Here is a 17076-nt window from a genome sequence, read left to right on the forward strand (position 1 = left end):
CTTGGCGATCGTCGAGGCGGACTCTAAGGATGCCGAAATGAACGCTCCCAGCCCAACCCCTGCGGCCGAGAAGGCGCCGCTCAAGGTGCTTGTCGCCGCGCCGCGCGGCTTTTGCGCCGGAGTCGATCGTGCGATCGAGATCGTCGAACGCACGCTCGCGCGTCACGGCGCGCCTGTCTATGTCCGCCACGAAATCGTCCATAACCGCTATGTCGTCGATGGCTTGAAAGCCAAAGGCGCGATTTTCGTCGAGGAACTTGATGAAGTTCCCGATGGTTCGCCGGTCGTGTTTTCCGCCCACGGCGTGCCCAAGACGATTCCGGCCGAAGCCGACAATCGGGGCCTGCAATGGCTTGACGCGACCTGCCCCCTGGTCAGCAAGGTCCATCGCCAGGCCGAGCGCCATGTCGAGGCCGGACGCCACATTCTGTTCATCGGCCATCGCGGCCATCCCGAAGTGATCGGGACCATGGGGCAGGTTCCCGAAGGCGACATGACTCTGGTCGAAACGATCGAGGATGTCGAACGACTCGTGCCGCCGCAGGACGTACCGCTGGCTTTCCTGACCCAGACGACACTGTCGGTCGACGATACTGCCGGGATCGTTTCGGCTTTGCGTGCGCGGTTTCCGGGCATTGCCGGTCCGCGCGCCGAAGACATCTGTTACGCGACGTCGAACCGTCAGGCGGCGGTCAAGGCCATTGCCCCGGCATGCGATCTGGTTCTTGTGATCGGCTCGCCCATGAGCTCGAACTCGCTGCGCCTCGTCGAAGTGGCGGAACGTGCCGGTGCTCCTGCCCGCATGATCCAGCGCGCCGAGGAAATCGACCCGGCCTGGCTTGAAGGCATTTCCGCCCTGGGCCTGACGGCCGGAGCCTCGGCGCCCGAAATCCTGGTCGGCGAAGTCATCGAACGCCTTGCCGGACTGCGGACACTCGAAACCGAAACCGTGACCACGACAGTCGAAAAGATGGTGTTCAAGCTGCCGCGCCAACTGGCCGACTGAGACACGGACCGGCATTGCCGGTCCACACACCACCACCGGTTCCCGTGTCGGTCGCGGGACCGGTGAACGCGACATAGACCACCGATGCCGCGAACCGCGCGGCCACACCGAACACCCGGGAGCTTTGCAGACATGGCTGTCTATACCCACCTCGGCGCCGAGGACATGGCGGCGTTGATCGCCACCTATGACGTCGGCACGCTGGTTTCGGCCAAGGGCATTGCCGAGGGGGTTTCGAACAGTAACTGGTTGATCGAAACCACCGGGTGCGACGGTAACGGCGCGCGTTACATCCTGACGATGTACGAATTCCGCATCGAGCTCGACGACCTCCCCTATTTCCTTTCGCTGCTCGATCATCTCGCGGCAAAGGGGTGCCCGGTTCCACGCACCATCCACGACCGCGACGGCGCGCTCTACCGGATGATCGGCGACAAGGCCGTGGCCCTGATCGAATTCCTCCCCGGCGTTTCGGTCAGCACGCCGACCGCCGGACAGGCCCGCGCCGCCGGACGGGAACTGGCCCGCCTGCACAGGGCCGCCGCCGACTTTCCCGCCACGCGGGCAAACGCCATGGGGATCGCTGAATGGCAACGGCTTGCCCAGGCGTGCGGCCCGGACGGCCTTGCGACGATCGCGCCCTGGCTCGCCGACCTCGTGGCGTCGGAATTGCCCCGCTTTGCCGCCGCCTGGCCCAAGGGATTGCCCGAAACGGTCATCCATGCCGACCTCTTTCCCGACAACGTCCTCGTTCTGGGCGACACGGTCACCGGCCTCATCGACTTCTATTTCGCCTGCAACGACATGGCGGCCTACGATGTCGCGGTCACGCATCTGGCCTGGTGCTGGGATCCGGCGGACGGCAACTTCCGGGCCGACCTCTCCCGTGCCCTGCTCGAAGGATACGAAGGCGTCCGTCCGCTTTCCGATGAAGAACGCGCGGCCCTGCCCCTCTTGGCACAAGGCGCGGCGATGCGCTTCGTGATGAGCCGCGCCTATGACTGGCTCAACACTCCCGCCGATGCGCTGGTAATCCGCAAGGACCCGCTGCCGCTTGCCCGGCGGCTCGAATATTATCGTGATCACCCGGAGATTTTCGCATGAAAGAGGTGGAAATCTTCACCGACGGCGCCTGCAAGGGCAATCCCGGCAAGGGCGGCTGGGGCGCCTTGCTGCGCTCAGGAGCGCACGAACGCGAATTGTCGGGCGGCGAACGTGAAACGACCAACAATCGCATGGAAATGACCGCCGTCCTGCGCGCTCTCGAAGCGTTGAAGGAACCCTGCGCGATCCGCCTTCACACCGACAGCCGCTATGTCCTCGACGGCATGACCAAGTGGATTTTCGGCTGGCAGAAAAAGGGCTGGAAGACCGCCGACAACAAGCCGGTCAAGAACGAGGACCTCTGGCGCGCGCTGGTTACGGCTGCTCGTCCGCACAAGATCGAATGGGTCTGGGTCCGGGGCCATTCCGGCCATCCCGAGAACGAACGCGTCGATCGCCTTGCCAGCGACGCGGCCATCGCCGCGTAATTCCGAAAGGATCAGGGCCGAAAATCGCCTGCTTTGCGAATTTCGGCTCTTATACGGACCCGCAATGAGATGAACTCATTGCGGGTCGTCTCGCTCAAGCGGCGCGCGGCCTTATACCGGCCGGATCGCCCTTTTACGCAGGAACGGTGAACCGCGCCGGGGCATAGACGCCCGCGTCGATCATGTCGGTCATCGCGTCGCGGCCGCGATCGAGCAGGAGCTGGGCCCCGAGCCGCGCGGCGGCAGGCGCCGTCTGGATGCCGAAGCCGCCTTGCCCCGCGAACCAGAAAAAGCCGGGAACCTGCGCATCATAGCCATAGACGGGCAGACGATCGGGCGAAAAGCTGCGCAAGCCTGCCCAGCGCCGGTCGATCCCGCCGATCCGCCAGTCGAGCGCGTTTTCCATGCGGTCTATGGCAATCGCGACATCAAGTTCCTCGGGCGCGACATCATGCGGAACATCGGGCGTTTCGTCATGCGGCGACACCAGCAAGCGCCCGCTCTGCGGCTTGAAATAGAAATCCCCGTCGATCCCGAAGGTCAGCGGCATGTCCGCAGGCGGCGCGGGATCGGTGCGCAGCTGCACCATGGTCCGTCGCAACGGCGTGATGCCGAGCGGGGCAACCCCGGCAAGCCCGGCAACCGTATCGGCCCAGGCCCCGGCAGCATTGGCGATCACGCCTGCTCGGGCAGATCCCCCACGCCATTCCAGCCGCCAGCCGTCGGCGTCCCGCGTCAGAGCTTCGACGCGCGCGCGGACCTTGAGCAAAGTCCCGGTCCGCTTGCCCAGCGCAAGGTAATGCTGATGCAGACCGGCGACATCGATATCCGCGCCCCGGCCTTCGATCGCGCCATATTGCCATGCCTCCTTCAACCCCGGAACCAGGGCCGCGATCGCGTTCCGGTCAAGCATGCGAATATCGACGCCGAGGCGCGCATAGTCCTCGACGAAAGCCTCGATCCGTTCGCGATCCCCGGCGCGCCCGATGGTAAGGCCCGGGCGCGGTTCGAGCAGGCCCAGTTCCCCGAGAAAGCGGCCCGATGCATGGGTCAGCGCCAAAACGCCCGGCCCGCCATAGCTTTCTTCCCAGAACGCAGCCGATCGCCCGGTCGTGTGATAACCCGGCGCGTCCTCCGCCTCGATCAGCAGGACCCGCGCATGGGCGGCACATTCGGCCGCAAGGCTTGCCCCGGCCATCCCCGCTCCGATGATCGCGATATCGAACGCATGATTCGCGGCGGAAAGATCGGCAGAGCTGGTTTCAGTCATGGCATATCCTTGATCGACGTCATCGCGTGAGGGAACGCGGTGCCTTCCGGTCGAGGAAATCGGCTATCGTGGCAAGCACCCTTTCTCGTACCGCGTCGCACTCGCGCAGGATCTCGTGCGCGGCTTCCTCGCCAAAGGCGCAGAGTTCCGCATCCGGCAAGCGTGCCGCCGCACGCTCGATTGCGACCAATGACACCAACGCGTCGTGACGCGCTGCCAGCAAGAGCACAGGCACATTCACCGATTCGAGCAAGTCCGGCGTGGCGAGTCGCCGCAACGATTCGCAAGCCTTGCGCACCCAGTGCCAACTTGCCGGTCCCAGATCGAGTTGCGGACGATGGGACCGCCACCACAATTCATCGGCATAGCGGGCCGGGTCATGTGTAAGATCGCGTGCACGCTGGTCCGCGTCCTCGCCCGGCCGCTCGCCACCCGTCCATGCCATGCGCCCGGGATCGCCCAGACGGCACATCAATCCGGCATACGTTAGCTGCAACCATTCCGGTACAGCAGTCACGAACCCGAGCATCGGCGCGCTCAATACCAGGGCATCGGGACGCACCAGACCTTCGGCAACCGTGCGCAGGACGAGATGCCCGCCCATCGAATGCCCGACAAGAACGTGAGGGCCCGGCACCAGTTCGGTCCAGTCCCGCCAGAACGAAGCCAGATCGTTGATCCATATCGAGAAATCGGCAACGTCGCCAACCTTGGGATCGGCCCGGAATCGCCCTGACCCGGCTTGCCAGCGCCAATCGAGCGCCGTTACCCGCCAGCCCTGACGATGCCAGCCGTCGAGCGTTTCGAGGTATTTCTCATAGAAATCGGCCCGCCCGGGCAGGAAGAGAATCGACCCCCTGCGCAGCCCCTCCCCGTCTCTGGGCGCACCGGGCCAATCAATGCGGCGGATCGGCGCACCGTCCTCGGTCAGCCACATCGATTCGCAAGCCGGGTCGGGAATCGCGCGCCGATTGATCGGCAAGGGACGATCCGACATCGCCATTTCGGGCTCGGATATTTCGAGTCGGGACATCTCGGGTCGGTCCGCCAAGGCCTGCCTCCCTATGCCGCCTTCGGGTCCGTATCTGCCCCGTTTTCTGCGGCTGATGTTGGTTACCGTTTGGTAAGTGATCGTCCTGCATAACCTCGGTCATGCACGAAACATGGATCGTTTACGGGCTGGTAGGAGCCTTGGCAATCGCACTGCTGGTTGCAGCTTTCACCGACCTCCGTCGTCGGCAGATCGACAACTGGCTCAACGCCACTGTCGCGCTGGGCGCGCCGCTGTTCTGGTGGGCCAGCGGACTGTCGCTGTGGCCGGGCGTCGCGCTGCAACTTGCTCTGGCGGTCGGAACCTTCGCGGTGCTCGCCGGACTCTTTGCCCTTCGGGCGATGGGCGGCGGCGACGTGAAGCTGTTGACTGCGCTGGCACTGTGGCTGCCGGTGGTTCTGTTCCTGCGTCTGCTGCTGATCATGGCTCTGGCCGGAGGCTTGCTCACGATCGTTCTGGGCATGTGGCACGTAACGCGGCGCCGCAAGAATCGACTCCAGATCCCCTATGGCGTTGCCATCGCCGGGGCCGGCCTGTGGATCCTGGCCAGCACGGACTGGACTCACGCCCATCCCCTCCTCGGCTGACGATCAGACAACGGACAGACGATGGGCCAGTTGAGCAAACGTTTCACATACAGGTTCAAAAATACGCGAAATCGGACTGATTACGGTGGGGCACTAGGCCATTCTTAACCAGTTTGGCGGATTTCAGGCAAAGGTTCTCAGGGCGGGATAAGCAGGTCATGGACAGGAAGAAGCTCATTTTGCTGGTGGGGGCGTTGATTTTCGCCATCGCCACCAGCCTTGCCGCACGCGCCCTGCTCACCGGAGGATCGACGCCGCAGGCCATTGCCGCAGCCAAGGTTCTCGACGGCCCCAAGGTTCTCGTTGCCCAACGCGCCCTGCCGGTCGGCACGATCATCACCGCCGATGCAGTGTCGTACCAGGCCTGGCCCAAGGACCTCGTCCAGGACGCCTATTTCCTGCAGGACAAGACCGACATGCAGAAGCTGCTCGGCACGGTCGTCCGCAATCCGATCACCGCCGGACAGCCGATCACCACCGGCTCGCTGGTCGCCCCGGGCGATCGCGGCTTCCTTGCCGCCGCACTCGGGCCGGGCATGCGCGCCGTGACGATCCCGGTCAGCACCCGCACCGGCGTTGCCGGCTTCGTCTTCCCTGGCGACCACGTCGACCTGCTGCTGACCCAGTCGGTCAAGGGTGACGGCGAATCGCAGGCGCTCAAGGCGACCGAGACCATTCTCAAGAACCTGCGCGTACTGGCGACCGACCAGTCGACCGATCAGGAAACCGTCGACGGCCACACTCGCGTCAAGGGCTTCAGCCTCGTCACCGTCGAAGCCACGCCCAAGATTGCCGAAGAACTCGCCGTCGCCGAATCGATCGGCACGATCAGCCTGTCGCTGCGCTCGATCGCCGACAATTCCTCTGAACTCGAACAGGCCGTCGCCTCGGGCCAGGTCAAGTTTCCCGCCGGTGCCAGCAAGGCCGAGGAAGACCGCCTGATCAAGGCCGCCATGGGCAAGCCCATCGACAAGGGCACGACTTATGTGACCGGCGGCGATGTCTCGCGCTTCCAGCGCAAGACGATGCCCTCGGCAAACTCGATCAACGGCGTCAGCGCGGACAGCTCGCCTTCGCAGGCCAGCCCCAGCCGCCCCGGCGCCGGCAACGGTCAACCCCAGCTGGTTTTCCATCGTGGCCCTGTCGTCCGCATCACCCGCGGCAAGGATACGCAGGAAGTCAGCCTGCACGGGGGAAACTGAGATGACCGGTATTCTCGAAACTCCCGCCTCGATCGGCTCGAAAGGCCAGACGATGAAGAAGCGTCTCGTTTCCACCGCGCTTGGCGTCGCCGTCGTCGCGATCCTGCCCGGACTGCCTGCGGCACTTTCGGCTGCAACTCCGCATATGAAGGCAAAGCCCCGCGCTCTTGCCGTCCTCCACACCACGCCGCCGATGACCCCCGGCGTCACCGCCCCCGCCCGTTCGCTGGCAATCAGCATCGGGCGCGGCGAGCTGGTCACGCTGCCGGGCAACATGACCGATGTGTTCGTCGCCAACGAGAACATCGCCGACGTGCAGGTGAAGTCGGGCAACCAGCTCTACATCTTCGGCAAGGCGGGCGGGGAAACCACCGTCTATGCCAGCAACGGTCGCGGCGACGTGATCTGGTCGGCCAATATCCGGGTGGGCAACAATCTCGACAGCATCGACCAGATGCTGCACATGGCCATGCCCGAAGCGCACATCGCGACCGCAACAATGAACAACACGGTGCTGCTGACCGGAACGGTCTCCGCACCCGAAGACGCCGCCGAAGCGGAACGCCTGGTCAAGGCTTTCGTCGGCGAAAAGACCAACGTCATCAGCCGCCTCAAGATGGCCACCCCGTTGCAGGTCAACCTGCACGTCAAATTTGCCGAAGTCAGCCGCACGCTGACGCGTTCGATCCAGTCGAACTGGACGACTGCGGACGCGACCAGCGGGTTGAAATTCGGTCTGGGCCAGGGCCGCTCGTTCTTTCCGCAATATGTACCCGGCGGCCCACTTGGCATGGGCACGGCCACGACGACCGGAGCAACGGCGGTCAGTCCGGTCAGCACCGGCACCACTCTGGCCCTTGCCAGCAAGGTTTTCGGTCTGAGCTTCCTGGCCGCGCTCGACCTTGCCGAATCGATCGGCCTTGTCAGCACGCTGGCCGAACCCAATCTGACGGCACTGTCGGGTGAAACCGCCGAGTTCCTGGCCGGTGGCGAATACCCGATCCCGGTCAGCTCGGGTCTCGGCACCGTGCCGGTCCAGTACAAGAACTATGGCGTCAGCCTTGCCTATACGCCGACCGTCCTTGCCAACGGCCGCATCTCGCTGCGCGTCCGCCCCGAAGTATCGGAGCTTTCGAGCGATGGCGCGGTTTCCCTGAACGGCTATTCGGTGCCCGCCCTGTCCGTCCGTCGTGCCGAAACGACAATCGAACTGGGTTCGGGCCAGAGCTTCATGATCGCGGGCCTGCTCAAGAATTCAAGCCAGAACACCATCGCCAAGATGCCCGGCGCGGGCGACCTGCCGATCCTGGGCTCGCTGTTCCGCTCGACCTCCTATCAGCGCGGCGAAACCGAGCTGGTGATCATCGTCACCCCCTATCTCGTCAATCCGGTTGATCCGAGCGAGATCCACTTGCCCACCGACGGGTTCAAGAGCGCAGGCGCACTCAAGCAGATCCTCGGCAATCTCGAAAGCGACGGCGTCGTCGATGGCGAGCGCCCCAAGCCGACCGAGAAGCCTGCAACCCAGCAATCGACGCCCGCCACTCCGGCCCCCTCCCCGGCTCCGGCCGCTCCGGAACAGGCCGCATCGCCCCGGATCGGCGATGCCTCCGGCGCATCGGCCCCCGATACGGCGGACCGTCCGCGCCGGGGCAAGCAGGCAAGCAACGACACCCAGCCCGGCTTCAGCATCCAGTGAAGGGGACAGACAAGATCATGGCCCAGCACCAGCCCTCTCCCCGCCACGCCCCTTCGGGTCTGCGCCGTCTTGCCAGCGCCACGATCGTGGGCGGCCTTGCTCTTGCGCTCGCCGGATGCGGCGGGATGCCGACCAACCGCTCGCTCGAGAGCGCGCATCAGCCGGTGATCGAACGGACCAATTACACGTTCGACGTGCCGACGCTTCCCGACGGCGGGATCGAACCGGCTCAACTGCGTCGTCTCTCCGACTGGTTCAGCGCGCTCGGCCTGAAATTCGGCGACCGCGTCTCGATCGACGATCCGGCCTCTTCGGCCGTGACCCGCGCTGCAGTCGAGGCTGTCATGAGCCGTTTCGGCCTGATGCTGAACGGAGCGGCGCCGGTGACCGAAGGCGCGCTTGCGGGAGGCACCGTCCGCATCGTCGTCTCGCGCACTTATGCCAGCGTCCCGGGCTGCCCCGACTGGAAAGCGCGCTCCGACGCCAATTTCAACAACGCGACGTCGCGCAATTTCGGCTGCGCGACGAATGCCAACATGGCTGCCATGGTCGCCAACAAGGAAGACCTCGTCCACGGCCAGACCGGCGTCGGCGATACGGTCGTCATGAGCAATACCAAGGCGATCGACACCTACCGCAACAAGGCTGCGACCGGGGCACAGGCTCTCAAGCAGACGTCCTCGCAGTCAACCCAGTAAGGCAGGAGCAGAGCGAACCATGAACGCTCCATGGAAATCGGGCAATCGCGACATGTTCGCCGCCTATGTGTGCGACGACGCCTCGATCGACGTGCTGCGCTCGGTCGTCATCGACATGGGCTGGCAGCCCGAGAAGGTGATGAAGGGCGGCTTGCGCAACGCGATCCAGTCGCTGGCCATCACCGCCAGCCCGGCTATCCTGCTGGTCGACATGTCCGAAAGCGGCGACCCGCTCAACGACATCAATGCCCTTGCCGAGGTGTGCGAACCCGGCACCGTCGTCATCGCCGTGGGTCAGGTCAATGATGTCCGGCTCTATCGCGACCTCCTGTCCTCGGGCATTCAGGACTACCTGCTCAAGCCGCTCGCTCCGGGAGCCTTGCGCGATTCGCTTGCCCAGGCCCAAGCCATTTTCACGGCCCCGCGCAATGGCGAGGGCGGTGCTGCCAAGAGCCACGTCTCGACCGCGATCGTCGGCACGCGCGGGGGTGTCGGCGCCTCGATGATGGCGACTTCGCTCGCATGGCTGCTCAGTACTGATAACAAGATGCCGACCGCGCTGCTCGATCTCGACGTCCACTTCGGCACCGATGCCCTGACGCTCGATCTCGAACCGGGACGCGGGTTGACCGACGCGATCGAAAACCCGAGCCGCATCGACGGACTGTTCATCGAGCGCGCAATGATCCGCGCCAACGACAACCTGTCGATCCTCTCGGCCGAAGCGCCGATCAATTCCCCGCTGCTCACCGACGGCAGCGCCTTTGTTCAGTTGATCGAAGAATTTCGCCACGCTTTCGAAGCAACGGTGATCGATCTGCCCCGCAACATGCTGATCAATTTCCCCCACCTGCTCAGCACCGTGAATGTCGTGCTGCTGGTCACGGAATTGACACTGGCCGGGGCGCGCGACGGCATCCGCCTGCTTTCGTGGCTGAAATCCAATGCGCCCCACGCGACGGTGTTCGTCGTCGCGAACAAGGTGCAGTCGGGCGTCGCTGAAATCAGCAAAGCCGATTTCGAAAGCTCGATCGAGCGCAAGATCAACTACGTCATTCCCTTCGACGCCAAGGCCGCCGCCAATGCGGGCAAACTGGGCCAGACGTTCATCGGCGCCAACCGCGCAGCAAAAGCAGGACAGGCCATCCGTACCATCGCCGATGCCGTCGTCGCGACCGATCCCGATCGCGTCGAGGCGCCCACCGGCAAGGCCCCCAAGGGCAAGGATGGCGGAAAGGGCGGAGGCCCCAGGTCCGATGGCGACAACGGCGCGGGCAAGAGCGCCTCGTTGCTCGACCGCCTCGATTTCCGCAAATTCCTGCCCGGCAAGGTAAAGACCGGAGCCCCCGCCTGACCCTGCGCCACCCTTCCCTCCTCCCCTCGCGACTGGACCCGTGATGTCGTCGTTGCCCTTCATCCTCATGGCTATCGGTCTCACTGTCGCCGCCTGGGCGGGCATCACCCTGTTCATGGGGCCCAATCCCGCGCGCGAGAGCAGCCGGCGGCTTCAGGCGGTCAAGTTGCGGCATTCGGAAAGCACAACCGACAAAGTCGAGGCGCAATATCGCAAGGCCCTCGCCGCACGAAAGCCCAAGGCCTACAAGCTTGCCGGTTCCTCGTCGCGGCTCGAGGCGCTCTCGCTGCGCCTTGATCGGACCGGCAGAGGCTGGACGATCAGCCAATATCTCTATGCTTCGCTCGGGCTGGTCATCCTTTTCGGCGGGTTCGTCTGGATCAAAAGCGGATCGCTTGTGCTCGGCCTTGCCCTTGGCATTGCGATCGGCGCGGGACTCCCCCATTTCGCCGTGTCCTGGGCGATCAACAAGCGCATCAACAATTTCATCACCCGCTTCCCCGACGCGCTCGAACTCCTGGTACGCGGCCTGCGTTCGGGCCTGCCGATCAGCGAAACGCTGGTGGTGGTCGCCAACGAATTGCCAGGCCCCGTCAGCGAGGAATTCAAGATCGTCACCGATCGCATCCGGCTCGGACGGACGATGGAGGACGCGCTGCAGGAAACGGCGGACCGACTCGATCTGGCCGAATTCAGCTTTTTCTGCATCACGCTCGCGATCCAGCGCGAAACCGGCGGCAACCTTGCCGAAACGCTCGCCAATCTTGCCGACGTGCTGCGCAAACGCGCACAGATGAAGCTCAAGATCAAGGCGATGAGTTCGGAATCCAAGGCCTCGGCCTATATCGTCGGCTCATTGCCGTTCATCGTCTTTGCCCTGATCTATTCGATCAACCCGCGTTACCTCGGCCAGTTCTTCGTCGACGAACGCCTGATGGTTGCGGGGATCGGGGGGCTGATCTGGCTGTCGATGGGCGCCTTCATCATGTCCCGCATGGTCAATTTCGAAATCTGAGCCCCCTCCTGTGATGAGCCTCCTCTTATGAGCGCCTTTTCCTCGGCCCCGGTCCATCATGGTCCCACCCTTCTGGGCGTGGATGTCGTTTTTGTCGGCACGGTCCTGGCTGGTCTTGCCGCTGTAGCGGTCGTGCTTGCCATCTATGCCGCGGTCACCGTCCGCGATCCGATGGCAAAGCGCGTGAAATCGCTCAACGAACGTCGCGAGGAACTCAAGGCCGGGATCGTCGTTGCCGCGAGCAAGAAACGCACGAGCATCGTCCGGCGCAACGAAACGACCGACCGCATCCGTTCGATTCTCGAACGCCTGCGCGTGCTGCAGGACAGCCAGCTCGCAACCGCGCAGCAGAAACTGGCCCAGGCGGGCATCCGCAAGAAGGAATGGGGCGTCGCCGTCATTTTCGGGCGAATGATCGGCCCGATGGTGCTCGGCGGGCTCGCCGCGCTGTTCATCTATGGCCTCAACTATTTCCCGACCTGGCCCGACTACAAGAAATTCGGCGCCTTTGCGGTCATGGTCCTTGCCGGGTACAAGGGCCCGGACGTGTTCGTCGCCAATCTCATCGGCAAACGGACCAACGCCATCCGCAAGGGATTGCCCGACGCGCTCGACTTGCTGGTCATCTGCGCCGAAGCAGGCCTTACTATCGACGCCGCCTTTTCCCGCGTCGCGCGCGAACTGGGCCGCGCCTATCCGGAACTGGGCGATGAATTCTCGCTGACCGCGATCGAGCTGTCGTTCCTGACCGAGCGGCGGAGCGCGTTCGAGAATCTGGCCTATCGCGTCAATCTCGAATCGATGCGCGGGGTCGTCACCACGATGATCCAGACCGAACGCTATGGTACGCCGCTGGCCTCGGCCCTGCGCGTGCTGTCAGCCGAATTCCGCAACGAACGTATGATGCGCGCCGAGGAAAAGGCCGCTCGCCTTCCCGCGATCATGACCATTCCGCTGATCCTGTTCATCCTGCCAACGCTGTTCGTCGTCATTCTCGGCCCGGCGGCCTGCTCGCTCAGCGACAACTTCATCCATCGCAAGATGTGATTTTTCGGGAAAGGGACGGTTCCCGCAGGGGAGCGTCCCTTTTTTCCGGCGCGTTATCGTACGCGCTGCGCCTTTTCGTTCCGCTCACCACGCACCGATTCGCGCAATTTGTCGAGCAGGTCGCGCAAGCGGTCGGTCTCGCGCGGCGTCAACGCGGCAAAGACCCGGTCATAGGCGTCGTAAACGCGCGGCCAGATCTGCTCGCAGATTTCCCGGCCTTCCTCAGTCAGCTCGAGATGGTGCGAACGCCCATCGGCCCGGTTCGGACTTCGACGAAGAAAACCACGCTCTTCCAAAGCCTTGCACGCGCGATTGACCGTAACTTTGTCAGTCACGGTGCACTGGACCAACTCGCGCTGGGTCAGCGGACCACAATCGCTCAAGATCGCCATGACGCGCCATTCGGAAATCTTGAGACCGAACCGCTCACGGTATTCATCCGCAATCATCCCGGATACCGCATTCGACGTGACCGCCAGGCGGTAGGGAAGAAAATCGAGAAGACGGCTGTTCGTTCCAGTCATTCCGGCACGCATTAATCACTCGTCGCCATCTGGCAAGAGACACATTTTGCAAGGCAAGGGCATCGATTGCGTCATTCTTGTGCGCAGCGGCGGCATTCCGCGTAATTCCCCGTCCCATTCCGGACGAAAAAAGGGGGCGCACCGTTTCGGCAGCCCCCCCTTTTTCCCTCCCGTCGCCGCAGATCCGGGTCACTCTCCGTGGGCAAGAATCCCGGCCATGATGAAATCGACGGTATGTTCGCGATAACGGTCGCGCAGTTCCTCGGTCAGCGTGTCCTGACCATAGCAGTGGCGCAGGACCAGCCGCGCCGAAAAGAAGCGATCGGCCGCCCCGGTCACGGTGAAATAGAAAAGCTGCGGGTCGACCGGACGGAACACGCCCGTTTCCACCCCCGCCTTGATCAGGCGGTCATAGGCGACGCCGAGCGGCGTCAGGTACTTGTCCGCAATCCGCCGCGCTTCGGCCTCGTCGCTGTCGCGCACCAGTCGCATCAGCAGACGGTTGAGATAGGGATAGGCGTAATAGGTATCGATGCACTTGCCGATGTGACGGCGCAGCTTGGCGACCGGCGACATGTCGTCCTTGGCCAGCAGGGCATCGACCGACTTGATGATTGTCACCATGTCGCGATCGAGCAAGGCCTTGAGCATCCCGGCCTTGTTGCCGAAATAGTATTTGACCAGAGCGGAATTCAGCCCTGACCGCAGCGACAGTTCGGAAAGCGAAATGTCGACCTGGTCGCCTTCGCGCATGATCTGCGACGCGGTTTCCAGCAACAGGTCGCGCGCGCCCTGCTGTTCGGCCGCTTCGCCGGTCCCGGCCTGCGCCACATCCTGACTGGTATCGTTCATTCCCAACCTGGTTCTTCCCACCACGTATAAAAAGTCGGCATATCCGAAGAAATGCGCCGAGGGTAGCGGCGTGCGCGCATTTCAGGAAAACGGGAGCCCTATTCCGTAACGTCTGCGATACGCACAAGGGAAAACGGCCCCCTTTTACGAAACCGCATCATCGCGGGGCCATGCGGATCGCCCCGTCGAGACGAACGTGCTCGCCGTTGAAATAGCCGGTCTCGATCATGCACAGGGCAAGCGCGGCATATTCCTGCGGATTGCCCAGTCGCTTGGGGAAAGGCACTTGTGCGGCAAGCGCGGCCTTGACCGCGTCGGGCGCGCCTTGCAGCAGCGGCGTATCGAAGATGCCGGGCAGGATGGTGTTGACGCGGATCCCCTCGCTCATGAGATCGCGCGCAATCGGCAGCGTCATGCCCACGACCCCGCCTTTCGACGCGGAATAGGCCGCCTGCCCGATCTGCCCGTCCTCGGCCGCGACCGAGGCGGTGTTGACGATCGCCCCGCGTTCCCCGAATTCGTCGATCGGATCGAGCGTCATCATGCCCGCTGCGGACTTCGCGATGCAACGGAAGGTGCCGACGAGATTGATCTGGATGATCCGGTCGAAGGCCTCGAGCGGGAAATGGCGAATTTCTCCGGTTTCCTTTGCACGAGCGGCCGTCTTGATGGCGTTGCCCGTCCCTGCGCAATTGACAAGGACGCGTTCCTGCCCATGCGCCGCGCGCGCCCTGGCAAAACCAGCGTCGACGCTCTCCTCACTCGTCACGTCGACAGCGCAGAAAATGCCGCCGATCTCGGCCGCGACAGCCTCGCCCTTGTCAGGGTTGAGATCGAAAATCGCGACTTTCACGCCCTTGGCCGCCAGCGCCCGTGCAGTCGCGGCCCCCAGCCCCGAAGCCCCGCCGGTAACGATTGCGGCAATCCCGGTTCCCAGTTTCATGCGCCGATCCCTCCCCTGGCTTTTTTTTTCACATCATTTCGACAATAGTGACATTGGCGACACCGCCGCCTTCGCACATCGTCTGCAAGCCATAGCGGCCCCCGCGCGCTTTCAGCGCGTGAAGCAGCGTCGCCATCAGCTTGGTTCCCGATGCGCCCAGCGGATGGCCGAGCGCGATTGCCCCGCCATGGACGTTGAGCCGTGCGGGATCGGCCCCGGTATGCTGCAACCATGCCAGCGGAACCGAAGCGAAAGCCTCGTTCACCTCGTAAAGGTCGATATCGTTGATCGTGAGGCCTGCCTTTGCCAGCGCCTTGTCGGTGGCAAAGAGCGGCTCTTCGAGCATGATGACCGGATCGCCCGCAGTCACGGTGAGCGTGTGAATACGGGCGAGAGGCGTCAATCCATGCGCCTTGAGCGCGGCTTCGGACACCACCAGCGCCGCACTTGCCCCGTCGCAGATCTGGCTCGACGTCGCTGCCGTCAACGCGCTTTCGGGGCTCAGTCGCTTCACCCCTGCAATGCTTTCGAGAGTGGCATCGAACCGGATGCCTTCGTCGATCGTGTGGAGATCGGTGCCTTCGGGCGTCTCGATCGCGACCGGGACGATTTCGTCGGCAAAAAGTCCGGCCTGCGTCGCGGCGCGTGCCTTGTCATGGCTCGACAGGGCAAACCGATCGAGATCATCTTTCCCAAGGCCGTATTTGCGGACCATCATTTCCGCTCCGACGAACTGCGACCAGTTCACGCCGGGATATTTCGCCTCCAGCCCCGGCGACTTGTAAGTCCCCAGCCCTTCCTTCTGGTGAAAGATCGCAGTGCTGCCCATGGGAACGCGCGTCATGCTTTCGACACCGGCAGCGATGACCATGTCCTGCACACCCGACATGACCGCCTGCGCCGCGAACTGGATTGCCTGTTGCGACGAGCCGCATTGCCGGTCGATCGTCACCGCCGGAACCGATTGCGGCAGCAGCTTTGCCGCCAGCACGGCATTGCGCCCCACTTGCCCGGCCTGCTGCCCGCCCTGGCTGACACAGCCCATGACGACATCGTCGATCGCGGCCGGATCGATCCCGGTCCGTTCGACCAGCGCGTCGAGCGTCGTTGCCGCCAGATCGACCGGGTGAACCCCGGCAAGGCGTCCATTGCGCCGCCCACCCGCCGTTCGCACGGCATCGACGATATAGGCCGTAGCCATCTTTCCCGACTCCTCTACCCATTCTTTGTTTAAGTAATCGATTAAATCGGAGTCCGAAGGCCGTCAAGCCACTCGGCTGTCCTTGACAAATGCGCGCCAGGCCTCACCGGGGGCACATGGCCTCTTCCGGCGAAGCACGATTTATCGACATGATGCGCGCACTTGCCCGCGACCCTGCGGCGCGCGCGCTGACCGACGACGTCGCGGTCCTTCCTTTCGGCACCGAAACGCTGGTCGTCACGCACGACATGATGGCGCAAGGCGTCCACTGGCTGGCCGGACAGGACGAAGCCGACATCGCCTGGAAACTGGTCGCCACCAATCTCTCGGACCTTGCCGCCAAAGGCGCACGCCCGGTCGGCGTCTTGATCGGCTATGCCCTCGGTCCCGACGATGCGCGCTTTGCCCAAGGCTTGCGCGAAGTGCTCGACACTTATGACGTGCCCCTGCTCGGCGGCGACACCATCACGCCGCCTGCGGGCGGGCGCAGCCATGGCCTGACCGCGCTCGGCCGCGCGACGCATGTTCCCGTCCCGGCGCGCAACGGTGCGCATGTCGGGGACAGCGTGTGGATCACCGGCCCGGTCGGCGCCGCCATGCTCGGCTTCGAAGCCTTGCGCGATCACCGCAGTGACATCGATACGACCGCGTTCCGCCGTCCGGTCCCGCGCCTTGCCGAAGGGATCGCGCTGGCTCCGCTGGTCACTGCGATGATGGACGTTTCGGACGGCCTGCTGATCGATGCCCGGCGGCTTGCCGAAGCCAGCGGTGTGTGCATCGCACTGGAATCGGCGGCTGTTCCGGTCCCCGAGACCCTGCCGCCCGAACGCCTGCGCGAAGCGCTGGGCTGGGGCGACGACTATCAGTTGCTGTTCACTCTCCCCCCCGGCGTTCGACCGCCCATCGACGCATATGCAATTGGCCGCGTCACAGAATCCGGGCCTTACAGCCTCTTGCTCGATGGTGCGCCGCCACAGGGTCGGCTCGGATATTGGCACGATCGCCCAAACCATTGAGCTTGCGCAAGGAAATGCTTGCGGGGGACAATTAAACAGGTAGCCTTCTCTCAATCCTCGCAACGACGAGGACGGAGCT

At 63.9% G+C, this 17076-nt stretch carries 17 protein-coding genes; 11 read left to right on the forward strand and 6 right to left on the reverse strand.

The window, feature by feature from the left end:
- The first annotated feature begins 37 nt into the window (after positions 1-37).
- From ispH to rnhA, 3 genes are all read left to right on the forward strand, one after another.
- A complete protein-coding gene (gene ispH, locus Y88_RS17465; protein WP_018075588.1) occupies positions 38-1006 on the forward strand; it encodes a 4-hydroxy-3-methylbut-2-enyl diphosphate reductase in 969 nt (322 codons plus the stop codon).
- A gap of 132 nt (positions 1007-1138) precedes the next feature.
- Positions 1139-2110, forward strand: coding sequence for a homoserine kinase (thrB, locus tag Y88_RS17470; RefSeq protein ID WP_008071680.1), 972 nt, complete (start codon positions 1139-1141; stop codon positions 2108-2110).
- On the forward strand, positions 2107-2538 hold the full coding sequence (gene rnhA, locus Y88_RS17475; RefSeq protein WP_018075587.1) for a ribonuclease HI: 432 nt from the start codon (positions 2107-2109) through the stop codon (positions 2536-2538). Before thrB ends, rnhA begins: the two co-directional genes overlap by 4 nt.
- Before the next feature lie 133 nt (positions 2539-2671).
- Here rnhA and Y88_RS17480 read toward each other — a convergent pair whose 3' ends face one another.
- Together Y88_RS17480 and Y88_RS17485 are read right to left on the reverse strand one after the other, a co-directional pair.
- Positions 2672-3808, reverse strand: coding sequence for an NAD(P)/FAD-dependent oxidoreductase (locus tag Y88_RS17480; protein WP_008071682.1), 1137 nt, complete (start codon positions 3806-3808; stop codon positions 2672-2674).
- 19 nt (positions 3809-3827) lie between these two features.
- A complete protein-coding gene (locus tag Y88_RS17485) occupies positions 3828-4811 on the reverse strand; it encodes an alpha/beta hydrolase (protein ID WP_008071683.1) in 984 nt (327 codons plus the stop codon).
- Positions 4812-4960: 149 nt separating this feature from the next.
- Here Y88_RS17485 and Y88_RS17490 point away from each other — a divergent pair, with 149 nt between their 5' ends.
- From Y88_RS17490 to Y88_RS17520, 7 genes are all read left to right on the forward strand, one after another.
- Positions 4961-5446, forward strand: a complete 486-nt coding sequence (locus Y88_RS17490) for an A24 family peptidase (protein ID WP_008071684.1) — start codon at positions 4961-4963, stop codon at positions 5444-5446.
- A 158-nt stretch (positions 5447-5604) separates the two neighbouring features.
- Positions 5605-6648, forward strand: a complete 1044-nt coding sequence (gene cpaB, locus Y88_RS17495) for a Flp pilus assembly protein CpaB (RefSeq protein WP_008071686.1) — start codon at positions 5605-5607, stop codon at positions 6646-6648.
- A 1-nt stretch (position 6649) separates the two neighbouring features.
- Positions 6650-8347, forward strand: coding sequence for a type II and III secretion system protein family protein (locus tag Y88_RS17500; protein WP_008071688.1), 1698 nt, complete (start codon positions 6650-6652; stop codon positions 8345-8347).
- A 17-nt stretch (positions 8348-8364) separates the two neighbouring features.
- Entirely contained in the window at positions 8365-9045 is a 681-nt protein-coding gene (locus Y88_RS17505; protein WP_232281133.1) for a CpaD family pilus assembly protein, read from the forward strand.
- A gap of 19 nt (positions 9046-9064) precedes the next feature.
- On the forward strand, positions 9065-10399 hold the full coding sequence (locus tag Y88_RS17510; protein WP_008071691.1) for a pilus assembly protein CpaE: 1335 nt from the start codon (positions 9065-9067) through the stop codon (positions 10397-10399).
- A 43-nt stretch (positions 10400-10442) separates the two neighbouring features.
- Entirely contained in the window at positions 10443-11414 is a 972-nt protein-coding gene (locus Y88_RS17515) for a type II secretion system F family protein (protein WP_008071692.1), read from the forward strand.
- Positions 11415-11441: 27 nt separating this feature from the next.
- Entirely contained in the window at positions 11442-12461 is a 1020-nt protein-coding gene (locus tag Y88_RS17520; RefSeq protein ID WP_008071693.1) for a type II secretion system F family protein, read from the forward strand.
- 53 nt (positions 12462-12514) lie between these two features.
- Here the strand turns inward: Y88_RS17520 and Y88_RS17525 are convergent, their stop codons facing one another.
- From Y88_RS17525 to Y88_RS17540, 4 genes are all read right to left on the reverse strand, one after another.
- Positions 12515-12985: a MarR family winged helix-turn-helix transcriptional regulator gene (locus tag Y88_RS17525; RefSeq protein ID WP_018075584.1), complete on the reverse strand. Its 471-nt coding sequence runs from the start codon at positions 12983-12985 to the stop codon at positions 12515-12517.
- A gap of 189 nt (positions 12986-13174) precedes the next feature.
- Positions 13175-13837 carry a TetR family transcriptional regulator gene (locus Y88_RS17530; protein ID WP_008071695.1) on the reverse strand — a complete coding sequence of 221 codons (663 nt, stop codon included), beginning with the start codon at positions 13835-13837 and terminating at the stop codon, positions 13175-13177.
- Positions 13838-13994: 157 nt separating this feature from the next.
- Positions 13995-14780 carry an SDR family NAD(P)-dependent oxidoreductase gene (locus Y88_RS17535; RefSeq protein ID WP_008071696.1) on the reverse strand — a complete coding sequence of 262 codons (786 nt, stop codon included), beginning with the start codon at positions 14778-14780 and terminating at the stop codon, positions 13995-13997.
- A 28-nt stretch (positions 14781-14808) separates the two neighbouring features.
- On the reverse strand, positions 14809-15981 hold the full coding sequence (locus tag Y88_RS17540; protein ID WP_008071697.1) for an acetyl-CoA C-acetyltransferase: 1173 nt from the start codon (positions 15979-15981) through the stop codon (positions 14809-14811).
- 116 nt (positions 15982-16097) lie between these two features.
- Here Y88_RS17540 and thiL point away from each other — a divergent pair, with 116 nt between their 5' ends.
- Positions 16098-16997, forward strand: coding sequence for a thiamine-phosphate kinase (thiL, locus tag Y88_RS17545; protein WP_008071703.1), 900 nt, complete (start codon positions 16098-16100; stop codon positions 16995-16997).
- The last annotated feature ends 79 nt before the right edge of the window (positions 16998-17076 follow it).

The sequence above is a fragment of the Novosphingobium nitrogenifigens DSM 19370 genome, assembly GCF_000192575.1.
Classification (GTDB): domain Bacteria; phylum Pseudomonadota; class Alphaproteobacteria; order Sphingomonadales; family Sphingomonadaceae; genus Novosphingobium; species Novosphingobium nitrogenifigens.